We start from the raw sequence: 12,840 nt of genomic DNA on the forward strand, positions 1-12,840 counted from the left end.
GTATTAAGTATTTTAGGAGTTAATATTAGAACGTATTGAAATACATCTATCATCACAATTTGATAGAGATTGTTTACTCTGAATTTTCGGCAAGTAAATAGTTACAGTTGTCCCGACGCCAACCTCACTCATTATACTTATTGTTCCTTGATGACTTTCAATAATTTTATAACTTAACATCAATCCAATACCGGTACCCTTTTCTTTCGTACTATAAAAAGGTTCACCTAATCTTTTAATTCTTTCTTCAGGTATTCCTATTCCTTCATCTATTACACTAATAATGACACCATTTTTATGTATTTCTTTTATATGGATTGAAATTTTCCCATCATCTAGCATTGCTTCAATTGAATTTTGCAAAATATTAATAAATACTTGTTTCAATTGATTTTCTGAGCATTCAATGATTATCTCTTTGGAATCTGTAAATAGTTCAACTTGAATATTTGTCATGATTGCTTTTGTATTAATTAGTGATACGACATTTTTAAAAATTTGATAAATATTTTTCTTTTCTGTATTTATTTCATCAGTTTTAGCAATCGACAAAAACTCTTGGAGGATTGCTTCTATTCTTTCTATTTCGGAAAGCATAAGGTCAAAATATTTTTCTTGATCTTCTTTATTAATTTGGAATAACTGTATAAATCCTTTAATTACAGTTAATGGGTTTCTCACTTCATGAGCTACACCGGCTGCTAATTGACCAATTGCCGCAAGTGTATCTGATTTATTTAGCAATTCTTCTGCCTTTTTCCGCTCTGTAATATCACGTACAATAATCATAATTTTATCTTGTAATAATGGTAAACATCTAGCTTCAAAGAAATCGATACTTCCATTAAGTGTTAGAGGATATTCTACAATTACATTCTTTCCTTCTTCTTTCAATTGGCGAATTGCTTCTTGAAATTGCTGCGCTACTGCAGATGGTAATATTTCGTAAAACTTCTTTCCCATAAAAGCTTCTGCGGGTACGTAAAATTTTGTAGGAGATCCTGCTTTATAATCTATAATTGTCCCATCATCTTCTGTTAAAAAACATAAATCTGGTAAAGCTTTAAAAATTAATTCTAATTCAGAAGTTTGTTGTATTAATTGCTCTTCTATCGCTTTTAAATGTGTAATATCTACACCAACAGCCCAGTAACTAAATCCTTTTACAGGAAACTGCTCTGATATATTGGACCACATTATCGTTTTGATTTCTCCATTTTTACATGTTAAATGCATTTCCCAATCTCTAAAATTTTTTCCGCAAGTCAAAAATTTATTTTGTATTTGATTGCGATAATTATGGTCAGGATACAGTAATCGAAGTGCGTCTGGATTCCCAATTATTTCTTCAGAAGTATAGCCTGTTACAATCTCACATTCTCGATTCCACAAAACAAAATCTCCATTGTAGTCAAGCGCATCAACCATAACGGGCATATTTTGTAAGATCGTATGTAATTCTTCCTCTTTTCGAGAAAGTAACGATGTATTTTGGGTTTGAAATACTTTTTTTCCCCCGTCTATAATGAGGTTAGAAAGCATTTCGAAATATTTTTTACAATGGAAGATTTCGCTTTTTTCGGACCATACAGCAAAAGACCCTAAATATTGATTGTATAAGAAAATGGGGATTTCAATTTTGGGAAGTTTACATACTTTCATTTCATTAATTCCAAATGAAAATATACATTCGTTTTCAGCATCAAGAAGTTGATGTGATATGTTGGTTAAATTATAAAATTGTTCTGCCATGGTTTCTATTGTACTCACATCAATAAGTTCCATTAGCCGCGCATTCATCCCTTTTTCACCTCTATATGTAAAATTTATACAAATTTAAAATTCATACTTCTCCATTATACGAAGAAAGTGTGCATAGGTATATAGCTGTAGAATAATTATTCAAACAAATTCTATTTTTCAATTAAAAACAGAAAATTATATACGTATGAAGTGAAACTTAAATCAATAAGTGTTATTTATCCCTCATACATTATTAGCCACACGAATCGTGATTATATAAACAGTGCGAACCTCACTTAACCTCCTTACGTCCACCAAGTTTTCATATGTGAGTCTTACGCGCCACTAGTAGCGGTATTAAAACACAATAAAAGTAAAGTTCATAAAATTTTCACAATTAATATGAAAATTATAAACATTTATTCCAATATATTCTATATAATGGAGTGTAATAAGGCTTCTATGAATATCATAGAATACCTTACCCCTAATAAAAAGAAAAAAAGAATCCTACTTGGATTCTTTTTTTCTTTTTATTACATTACAAATTTATATAAAGCATGTGCAACACCATGTTCTTCATTTGATAACGTCTCGTACTGACAAATTGCCTTTATTTCATCTACTGCGTTTCCCATCGCAATTGATACATTTGCTTTTTCCATCATTGAAACATCGTTAAGTCCATCACCTATTGCTACAGTATTTTCAACTGGAATATTAAGATGTTTTGCTAAAGTATATAATCCATTTCCTTTTTGAGCATCTCGATGATTAATCTCTAAATTATGCCAATATGAAGATGTAATTGCTAAATCGGTATTATGCAGAAACGTTTCTTTTAATTTTTTTAATTTCTCTATGTCATAAGAAAACGGTAAAAGTTTATGCACATGTATATCCATTTCTACAATTGGTTTACAACTTTTCGCACTATGAAACGCTGTATGCTCAAGGTATAAGGCTGCGATTGTTTCTAACTCTTTCAAGTCGAAATTTTCTTTTGAATTCTTCACATACTCAATTTCATTACGTACACTCTCTACTCCATAATCCGGTACATACACACCTTTATCAGTATAAAGTTGATAATACAAGCCATTCTCTTCAAGATATTCTACAATCTCAAGTGCTTGCATATTTTGAATCGGATATCTCTTCATCATTTTTTTATCTTTATATATAAGTGCACCATTTTCCGCAATAATCGGACACTCTAAATCAACTTCTAACAATAGTCGTTCAATATCCACCATAGAACGTCCTGTACAAATTGCTACAACATGGCCAGCTTCCTGACATTTTCGAATTGCTTCTGCATTTTCTTTACTAATCATTTTATTTCCCGAAAGAAGAGTTCCATCTAAATCAATTGCGATTAACCTCATTATTTCTTCACCACTTTCTATAAATACACGAGTTCTAATTAAATAAAAGGTATCGTTTTCATACGGTACTCGTGAGCTACTCCTTATTTATAATTTATGAAAAGCGTTTCAGGTCAAGAAATAATTATAAATAAAATCCAAAGCTTTGGATTTTAAACTATGAATTATAACTAGTATATTTTGTCTCACACATGTACACATTTTTTTCTTCAGTTGGAGTATATACTTTAAATTTTTCTAAACACTTTCCGTAAATACGAATCGTGATAACGTTTTCATTTTCGCTAATTTCAAGAATATGACAATCAGCTGGTGGTATTACTTTATCCGTTTCTCCTTCTCCCAAATACAGATTTCCTGTATGTGTTAAATAAAACAATGAACTTCCAAGTTGCTTCGTTTGTATAAAATTCTGTACCATTATCCTTCCTGAATAAACACCTTCTACTCCCCATGTGCCATCATGATCATGTAAAGGTGTAGCCTGCCCATCTTTCCATACGAGAGCTAATACTTCAAAACGTTTGAACGGATCTTCATACAGTAAGTGACGTGCATATTGAGTCGAATTCGCATTCTGTTTATCTAACGGAAGCCATGTTTTCTTTTCTAAAAGTTCTTCTAGTAATTTTTCAATTTCACACACGATTTGTTCTTCCAATAAATCACCATCTATTAAATCAGTTACAGCTTTAATAAATGTTTGAAACGTTTTACTCCCATTGCACGTTAACATAAGCACCCTCCTCTACTCTTTTTCCACACACCTCCATACTATAAAACACATTAAAATTTTACAATTGAGAAATAAAAAACAAGGTACAATACAATGTACCTTGTTGAACGTTTTATTGAGTTTTTAAGTGAATAGGTAAGTGTTTTAAGGTTTGTTCATTTTCCAATATACATTTTTCTAAATTGAAAGATGGAGCTAACTCTATTTTTTCAAAAGTATTTATAAAGGTACTTAATGCAATCTCAGCTTCTAAACGTGCAAGTGGTGCCCCTAAACAAAAGTGAGGCCCTTTACCAAAAGTTAAATGCTTTTCATTTCCTATTCGGTGTAAATTAAACTTAGAAGCTTGTGAGAATTTTTTCTCATCTAAATTTGCTGCACTAACCCACGCAACAATCATCTGATCCTTTTTCATTAAAGGTCCAAATATATTTGTATCTTCTGTAATCCTCCGAGCTAATGTAACAGGAAAGCGATAGCGTAATACTTCCTCAATCGCTTTTGCAACTAATTTAGGTTCTTCTCTTAATTCTTGATAAATTCCAGGTGAATCCACTAAAAAGCAATAAAAACTATTAATAATTAAATTTGTAGTCGTTTCATTACCAGCTGCTAATAAACCTAATGAAAAAGTTACAATTTCTTCATCAGTTAACCTTTCCTCTTCATACTCCGCTCGTATTAAATCTGAAATAATGTCATCCGTTAAGTGATATCGTTTTTCTTGGACAATCGGAAGAAGGTATGCTTTAAATTCATTTAACGCAATTCCTTTTTCCACATCCAAATCGTTAAATTTATCTTTACTATACGGCATAAATAAAATATCAGACCATGCTTTAATTTTTTTACGGTCAGTTGTTGGCACTCCTAATAAATCGGATATGACGGTAACAGGTAAAGGTGCAGCAAACTCTTCAACGATATTAACCTCACTATATTTTCCAATATGTTGTACAAGTTCATTTGCGATAGCCTGTATTCGGGGTTTCCATTGCTCTAAACTTCTTGGAGTAAATGCTTTAGAAACAATAGAACGTACATTGCGATGTTCTGGTGGATCAGTAGCGTTTATATTTATTCTAGTTTCTAAAGGAGGGATTGCGAATTGTCTTCGCTCCCTTCTACTTGAAAACAAGCGATAATCCGATAAAACTCGATTTACATCATCGTATAAAAAAACATTCCATACATCCTGCTCCTCATCATAATGAACCGGATGATTCTCCCTCATAAATTGATACCACTCATACGGATTCCACAATTCTTCTTTTGTTTTCAGCTTTGAAATTTCATGAACTAAAATCACATTTTCAGGCGAAGCCATAGTTCTTTCCTCCCTTTTCTTTTACAATAAAAGTGTTAGGTCGGTAGTTCAAAGTTGTATAATCTAACATATGTTATTTTAACATATGTTAAAGAAGATTTTTTATTGGAGAACTTGAGAAATATATAAGGGGGATTTTTATGTACGTTGATATTTTACTACTAGCTGAATTAACGACAGGACCAAAATACGGCTATGAAATAAAGAAAAATATTCAAAATCGGTTAGGTGAGAATTTCGAATTAAATCATAACACACTTTATCCCGCTCTTCGGCGCTTCGAAAATATGGGTGCTATAACGAAAAAAATACATAAACAAGTCGGAAAGCCAAACCGAAATATGTACGACATAACTGAAACAGGGGAAGAAATTTTTTATGAAATACTAAGAGAGTTTCCTGAAAAAATTGCGACAAACAATACTGAATTCCTTGTGCGTATCGCGCTCTTCGAAAAACTTGATTACGAGGCTAGAAAAGAAATTTTGACTACGCGCCAAAACGTGCTTCGAGAACAACTTACAGCCATCCAATCCCTTGACGTTGTCTCACCTTTTATTACAGAAGTTGTTGAATTTACTAAATCACGTATTGAACATGAATTACATTGGATTATATCTCTTATGAAGAAAATATAAAAAATAACAAGAAAAGTAAAAAATAATGAATGAAAATGAGATTTATTATCAATACTATAATTAATAAAAGGGCAACCTCGAGTTGGCTACCCTTCAAAAATTTATATTTCTGGATCGAAAGTTTTGCAATCTGTTTCTTCCGTTGTAGATGCGTGTTTACCTTTATGACTTACTACATAAATTGCATCTGCACTACATTTATTACCGTTAGCCCAAAATTTACAGTTGTTTACTTCACATAAAACGTCTTGTGCCATAGTATCACACCTCCTTGTTCTATTATCATTAACAAAATTCGGAGGTATGATACTCTTTGCCATGCATTTTTTATTACCTTTTTAGCTTCTTAATAATTCTATATCTCCTCGTACAATAGCATCGATATTTTCTGTTATCTTCTCAATGTCAAAATGCCACCATTGTATTTGCAATAATTCTTCTATTATTGCATTTGAAAATCTCTCTTTTATTTTATTTGCAGGGTTTCCGCCAACAATTGTATATGGTGCGACGTCTCTAGTCACAACAGATTTAGCTGCAATTATTGCACCATCCCCTATTTTTATTCCGGGCATAATAGTTGTATCCATGCCAATCCAAACGTCATTTCCTATAACTGTATCTCCTTTATACGGTAATTCAGACAAGTTCGGTGTGAATTTCTCCCAGCCATTCCCAAAAATATTAAAAGGATATGCCGAAAATCCATCCATTCGATGATTCGCTCCGTTCATAATAAAGGTAACTCCAGATGCAATACAACAAAACTTTCCAATAACGAGACGATCCCCGATGAATTCATAATGATATAACACTCGATCTTCTAATGTTTCCCCATGTTTTGCATCATAATAAGAATAGTCACCAACAAGTATATTAGATTTCGTTATTGTATTTTTTATAAAATGAACGCTTTGATTTCCTTCAATTGGGTATTTAACATTTGGATTAGGATTCATGTTGCACAGCACTTCCTTTACCATTCATTTCACTTTCTACTGCTATTACTGGCTTTAAATTGTATATAGGTAAGATAAACAATAATCCAATAACAAATAGTAGAGCCGTCCCCTCATACATCGTACCTAATGAGAACATCTCCTTTAATGAACCAGCTATACTCATCGTTACTACCATTGAACCGGTGAATAGTGGACTTAAAATGCCATTTACTCTACCAATAAAATCTGTATCACTATTTTGTATAATAAGTGTATTTATCCCTATTTGAATACACGGTAGGGCTAAACCACTAAAAAGTTGTGCTGTAAGTGTCACCCATAAATTTGTAGAGTAGCCTATAATACCAATTCCAATTGCCTGACCGAGCATACCTACAATTAACATTTTTTGCGGGGCAACGTTTTTCGCAAACATCATCGCTAAAGCTCCGCCAACAATCATTCCCGCACCATTGACTGTTAATAACCATTGTAAGCTTTCTTTTGATAAACCTAATTGCTCTGTCACAATAAATATGCCTAGTGGCTGAATTAAACCTATACCTAGTCCTGCTGCCATAAAACAAAACCCTAGCAAAGTTAATGCTTTTTTCTTTTTTACATATTTAATACCATCCAGCATTTCCTGCATTAGTGTGATTTCTTTCTTCTCATTTTCATTCTCGAGATCTTTCGGAAGAAATAACAAAACAACTGCCGCAAGTAAAATTGCGATACCTGTTATGACGATTGAAATATAAATTCCAAAACTATGAAAAATAAATGTTCCGAGAATTGGTCCTAATACCATAAATATTGCAAATATCGTTTGATATATAGACATTGCTAATTGAATTTGTTCCGTCGATAAATGTTGTTTAAACAACTTCATTCCAGATGGTTGAGAAAACTGCGAAAGGATTGCAGAGATTAGCGTCACAAAAAACACGATTTTCCACGTTCCAAACATAAGAGTAATTAATACAGCGAATACTGAAATCGCACTTAACGTTTCACACCATATCATTGTCCTCTTCGGCCTCCACCTATCAGCAAAAGTTCCACCAATGAATGAAAAAATAAAAATTGGGGCGAATTCAGCAACTGAAATCATTGATATAGCGAAAGCATCACCTTTCGTCATTTCCATAACATACAATAATACCGCAAAGTTTCGAACCCATATTCCTATTTGTAAAAATAATGCTGATGCAAGAATTCCCTGTACAAACCGATTTTTTAAAACTTGTGATACCCCATGATTTTGTTTCGGTTCTATAGTCGTCGACATAAAAAAGCCTCCTATTTCATGTTCTGAACAGGAGGCAGCACAAATCATATAAAAAGACTATATATTCGCAGAGCGAAATACATCCCTTTTCTATACATGTACAGACTAATCCTATTCAGAAGAATATTTCGTTTTTTAACGAAGATCTCTTAAAAATAGAATTAGTTGATCATTGGGATGTTTTCACCCTTCCGTTTCGAATTTAAATAACACATACATACTCTATGTAAAACATTTTCAATGTATGCATGTCTCAATTTAACTATTCTAGAAAGTCAAAGGCAATTCCTCTAAAGAACGCATTAAATAATTGCCTTGCCATTTAATGTCTTCACGATTGCCTTTTATTTGTAGTTCAGGCATCCGCTTTAACAAAGTAGTAATAGCAATCTTTGCTTCCAACCTAGCAAGTGGTGCACCTAGGCAGAAATGACTACCATGCCCAAAGGCAATATGACGGTTATTTTCTCGTGTAATATCAAATACTTCTGGGTTTTCAAATACTGTTTCATCACGGTTTGCTGAAGCTAATGCGATAATAACCATATCTCTTTTTTGGATTGTTTGTTCGTGAATTTGAAACGGCTCAGCCGCCCATCTTGCAGTCGTAATCTCTACTGGAGAATAATATCGTAATCCTTCCTCAATAGCTGAATCAATTAGTTTTGGATTTTCTTTTAATAACTGTAATTGTTCTGGATTTTCAAGAAGTGCTAATACTGTATTTGTAATTAAATTCACAGTTGTCTCGTGTCCAGCTACGATAAGTAACATAATCATTGAATATAGCTCCGGAGCACTAAGTTTATGCCCTTCGCTTTCTGCAAGTATTAAAGCACTGACCAAATCTTCTTTTGGATTTTGTCGTTTTACATCAACTAAATATTGAAGATATGTAATAAATTCAGATAGTTTCTTTTCAATATCTTTTATTTCTTCAGGTGTTTCTGGCGATGCAATGACAGCATGCGACCAAATTCTAAATTTCGCTTGATCCTCTTTTGGAATTCCTAGCATCTCGCTTATTACAATAATCGGTAATGGGAATGAATAATCATCCACAAGATTTAATGTACCTTTTCGCTCTATCTCACTTATTAAATTATCCGCTATTCTCTGAATTCTTCCGTCTAATTGTGTAATCATCTTCGGTGTAAAAGCTTTTTGAACTAAAGATCGTAAACGACTGTGGTTAGGTGGATCTGAATTTAACATGTGCGTAGTTAAATGATCACTATTGTCAACGGAAAGATACATGTTCTTTGTATCTTGAGGAAACACATTTGCCAGATCTTTTTTTAAGCGATTATCTTTTAAAAGTGGCAGAGCATCTTCATATCTTGTAATAAGCCACTCCGCACCTAATTCATTTTTATTTACAAATAGGACAGGTTGCACTTTTCTTGATTCTTTATAAATTTCATAAGCATCTTCTTTAAAATGAGCTGAAGCTAAATTAATACCATCTTCTATTCTTAGTCCAACTTTATTTTTCATTGACATTGTATTCCCTCACTCTCATTTTTTTGAAAACCAGCCAACATTTGCATTATACTCTAATAAAAACGTGAAAATTGTAAATTTTTAATCAAAATCTTACTTCGTATATTGAAAAATAAAAAAGTGAGAAAGTATAATCTTTCTACTCTCTCACTCTTCTTTATGCAAAGCACATAAAATTACTAATTTGTTGATATCGGTAACTTACTTTACGACGTCGGCCACCTTGCCAAGTGTATCCTGAGACTCCGTTTCTTCTAACTTCTGTCGGAAAGAACCATAAGTCTCTTCCGAAAGGCCCAGGACGATGTAAACGTAAATATCCCCATCTTCCTAAGCAATTACACATCCATGATTTCATATTGCCAGCTTGTGCAGGAGAAGCAAATGTTGACGGTAAAGACGGAGCTTGTGATGGTGGTGGTGACGTTGGAGCATCTTCCGCATCATCTGGTCTGTAATCTTCTTGTTCAATATCTCTCGCTTCATTTACAGATTCATATCCGTATTTTTGCGGATTATAATACATTCCTTGATCATATGGATAATTTTGTTGGTTATACATATTAACATATCACCTTCTTTTCATTCATTTCCATTAACATACATATGTTGTAGGCCAACTGTAGGAAGCTTATGTATAGCCCAAATTCAACTAAAAAAATAAAGCTTGTAGTTTTAAAACTACAAGCTTTTTCATAAACGGAATGTATTTTTTATTTACTCAACTTCACACTATAAAAACGCATTTCTTCTAGTGAACCTTTAAATTCAAATAAATCTTGATTAATTAATGCTTTCAATCGGTATTCTAAAATGGTATCCCCTACAAGTTGTTCGACATGACCAAGCACTTCCCCAATTACTCTCGGAGCTTTAAGGAAGTCTTTATCAGCACCTATTCTTTTTGCGCATTCAATAATAAAAGGATCAAAATAGTCTTCTTTCACCGAATGTACTTCATTGTCTTTCCAAATTCTTAATAACTCTGTACTATTCGATAAACTATCCCATTCATGTTCAAACTTTTCTCTAGTCTCTTTAGTTAAATATGATAACTCTACAGAATTCCTTATGAAAGTAGCTAAACTTTCGGGCGGCAATTCACCCGTTCCACGTATATCATACTCTTGTTTTAATATTTCTCTGCTCGCTTCAGATGTATTAATTATACGAATATTTTTCTTATCTTTTAATTGAGCCATTACAAAACAAAGGCCTACATGTTCATGTGCGTTATTCGCCTTCCAGATGGTAATTGGTGTTTCATTTGGAATAGAATGTAGTTCTTCTAAAGTTTCCATAAAATTCATTAGATATTCTTCTTCAAAATAACCATCATAAGTAGTTAGATTGTTTAATAACCATTGCTGTCTTGCTAGTTGCCCTTTATTCGTATGTAATTGGTGTATCGGTCCAATTGAAAAGAATTCAGAGAATGAAACAACACTCTCCTCAAATAGTTCTTCTTGACTTAACATATGTTTTAAACAACCACCTGTTGATTCATCGAAAGTGATATGAATATGTGTACTTTCTTTTACATTTCTTTTATAGGATATATCATTCGTCAGCTGCTTAGGTATACTCATCAAGTGTTTAATCGTATCTTCACTATAGTTCTCTTCTAATAAATCTAATTGTATAAGGAGACTTTGCAGTAAATGTTTTGCTTCATCCTCATACATTTCATCGACAACATTTTTAATTTTATCTATCATGTAAATCCCTCTATTCATTACTAAAATAACGTAAGTTATAGTGTATCATATATTTTCACTTGATTATTACTAATAAAAACGTAAGAGATAAAAAAAGACAAAGAGGAATATATAAAATAGTATCCATTCTAGCAAAGTGGGTATCTTTTTTCGTTTAAAGATACCCAAATAATGAAACTCACCAATTACTCTAATGAAAAACACAATCATACAAATCCAGGAACCCGTTTGAACTATTATATGAGGAACTGCAAAATGAACAACATTTGCTTGATGTAATAAAATTATTGCTGCCATACTTAATAGTAACACAATGAATAATGTCATTCCTCCACGAGGCAAAAATGCTTTTTTTCCAGATTTAGTTGGAATAACACTACTTGTCCTCCACTTACCTCCGAAGTCCCAATAAACATGTAAAAAGCTAACTAAGAATAATATACAAGCAGATATATAATAACAAGTATTTTTTTCTCCCATTATTTTATTGAAGTCCCTATCTTAAAAAAATGCTTTAAATCCCTCATTAGCAACCTATATATAATTACATAAAAAAAACCCTTAATGATTAATCGATTTTAAGATAAATCATTAAGAGGTTACTAAATTTCATTATGCATTATACCTACTTCTGCGGCGTTCCATCCTTGTTTGCCCTTGAACAGTGCCTTCATTGTATTGATCTATTTGCTCTGTCATTTCATATTTCGCAACTGGTTCTTCGTAATTATGCTCATGGACTCTTTCTGGTGCTTTATGTTTAGATGCTTTTCCGCGAAACTTAAATAATTTCATTTTAAGTTTCGGTAATCTTGGAAGGCGAATATTAAAGGATAGCCTTTTACGTTTCTTTTTTTGTTTAAATAAATTAGTATTTTCTTTATTAGTGTCTTTCTCTTTACGGTGTAATAACATCGCAAGTAATCCACCTAATATAAGTCCTCCAACTAAAAGAAGAATATATAAATAATGGCTTGTCATTAAATTCATCATACGTTCAAGTATGACTAACGACTGTACTTCTTTTATATCCCATAGTAAAGCAGCCCATAACGAGAATAATCCCAAAGTAAGTCCATATGTACGGAAACGGAATAAACACGGAATTAACGCGACACAAGCGGCAATTTTTGCGTTCGTAATTATTGAACTTGTTGATATATCCTGGTTCCATATGACTAACAGTAATGTTATAAATGGTGCATACGCTATCCAGCTACATATACGTGAATATACTTTTTTCGCAAAATAACTACCGAAACTAGTAAAAAATAATAGTCCTCCAATATATAAAGATTGTTCTAGAGGGATTTGCTTTATAATTCCTGCAATTGGAAAGAGGCCGCTTAGTAACATTAATAGCACATCTAATTTCTTCACAATTCCCCATTCCTTTCAAATTTCTTTTCACTAAATAAAAATCACTTTTCCAAATGATGTAGATTTTGTATTTCTAAAAAACATCTTAATCCTGTATGTGAATAAAGTAAATACGTAAAAGAAAAGATACATGACAAAGGATAGCATTATTTACATAGAAAAATGACAAATCCTG

12 protein-coding genes and 1 pseudogene are annotated in these 12,840 nt (G+C 32.4%); 1 reads left to right on the forward strand and 12 read right to left on the reverse strand.

All coding sequences use genetic code 11. The annotated features are described in order from the left end of the window. Positions 1-12: 12 nt before the first annotated feature. The 4 genes from BAU27_RS27560 to BAU27_RS27575 all read right to left on the reverse strand — a co-directional run bounded on the left by BAU27_RS27560 (position 13) and on the right by BAU27_RS27575 (position 5,194). Positions 13-1,800: a PAS domain-containing sensor histidine kinase gene (locus tag BAU27_RS27560; RefSeq protein ID WP_071772641.1), complete on the reverse strand. Its 1,788-nt coding sequence runs from the start codon at positions 1,798-1,800 to the stop codon at positions 13-15. 479 nt (positions 1,801-2,279) lie between these two features. Next, positions 2,280-3,131 carry a Cof-type HAD-IIB family hydrolase gene (locus BAU27_RS27565; RefSeq protein ID WP_071772642.1) on the reverse strand — a complete coding sequence of 284 codons (852 nt, stop codon included), beginning with the start codon at positions 3,129-3,131 and terminating at the stop codon, positions 2,280-2,282. A gap of 157 nt (positions 3,132-3,288) precedes the next feature. Beyond that, positions 3,289-3,867 carry a cysteine dioxygenase family protein gene (locus BAU27_RS27570; protein WP_071772643.1) on the reverse strand — a complete coding sequence of 193 codons (579 nt, stop codon included), beginning with the start codon at positions 3,865-3,867 and terminating at the stop codon, positions 3,289-3,291. Positions 3,868-3,979: 112 nt separating this feature from the next. Further along, positions 3,980-5,194 (reverse strand): cytochrome P450, encoded by a 1,215-nt coding sequence (locus tag BAU27_RS27575; RefSeq protein ID WP_071746089.1) that lies wholly within the window; start codon positions 5,192-5,194, stop codon positions 3,980-3,982. A 140-nt stretch (positions 5,195-5,334) separates the two neighbouring features. Between BAU27_RS27575 and BAU27_RS27580 the strand changes: the two genes are divergently transcribed. Next, positions 5,335-5,832, forward strand: coding sequence for a PadR family transcriptional regulator (locus BAU27_RS27580; RefSeq protein WP_071746090.1), 498 nt, complete (start codon positions 5,335-5,337; stop codon positions 5,830-5,832). A 101-nt stretch (positions 5,833-5,933) separates the two neighbouring features. Here the strand turns inward: BAU27_RS27580 and BAU27_RS27585 are convergent, their stop codons facing one another. The 8 genes and pseudogenes from BAU27_RS27585 to BAU27_RS27625 form a co-directional block, all read right to left on the reverse strand. Next, positions 5,934-6,089 carry a DUF1540 domain-containing protein gene (locus tag BAU27_RS27585; RefSeq protein WP_071746091.1) on the reverse strand — a complete coding sequence of 52 codons (156 nt, stop codon included), beginning with the start codon at positions 6,087-6,089 and terminating at the stop codon, positions 5,934-5,936. An 81-nt stretch (positions 6,090-6,170) separates the two neighbouring features. Then, the gene (locus BAU27_RS27590) at positions 6,171-6,791 is read right to left on the reverse strand and encodes a Vat family streptogramin A O-acetyltransferase (RefSeq protein ID WP_071772644.1); all 621 of its coding nucleotides are present in this window, start codon (positions 6,789-6,791) and stop codon (positions 6,171-6,173) included. Then, the gene (locus tag BAU27_RS27595) at positions 6,781-8,064 is read right to left on the reverse strand and encodes an MFS transporter (RefSeq protein ID WP_071772645.1); all 1,284 of its coding nucleotides are present in this window, start codon (positions 8,062-8,064) and stop codon (positions 6,781-6,783) included. Before BAU27_RS27595 ends, BAU27_RS27590 begins: the two co-directional genes overlap by 11 nt. A 267-nt stretch (positions 8,065-8,331) precedes the next feature. Beyond that, positions 8,332-9,567 (reverse strand): cytochrome P450 family protein, encoded by a 1,236-nt coding sequence (locus BAU27_RS27605; RefSeq protein WP_071772646.1) that lies wholly within the window; start codon positions 9,565-9,567, stop codon positions 8,332-8,334. A 157-nt stretch (positions 9,568-9,724) separates the two neighbouring features. Continuing rightward, entirely contained in the window at positions 9,725-10,129 is a 405-nt protein-coding gene (locus BAU27_RS27610; RefSeq protein WP_071772647.1) for a hypothetical protein, read from the reverse strand. Positions 10,130-10,280: 151 nt separating this feature from the next. After that, on the reverse strand, positions 10,281-11,285 hold the full coding sequence (locus BAU27_RS27615) for a DUF1835 domain-containing protein (protein WP_071772648.1): 1,005 nt from the start codon (positions 11,283-11,285) through the stop codon (positions 10,281-10,283). A 55-nt stretch (positions 11,286-11,340) separates the two neighbouring features. Continuing rightward, positions 11,341-11,765: pseudogene (locus tag BAU27_RS27620) on the reverse strand (DUF3995 domain-containing protein). Between the two features lie 132 nt (positions 11,766-11,897). Further along, positions 11,898-12,665: a DUF3959 family protein gene (locus BAU27_RS27625; protein WP_071746097.1), complete on the reverse strand. Its 768-nt coding sequence runs from the start codon at positions 12,663-12,665 to the stop codon at positions 11,898-11,900. Positions 12,666-12,840 lie beyond the last annotated feature (175 nt).

This window comes from Bacillus sp. NH11B, from assembly GCF_001884205.1.
GTDB classification, from domain to species: domain Bacteria; phylum Bacillota; class Bacilli; order Bacillales; family Bacillaceae_G; genus Bacillus_A; species Bacillus_A proteolyticus.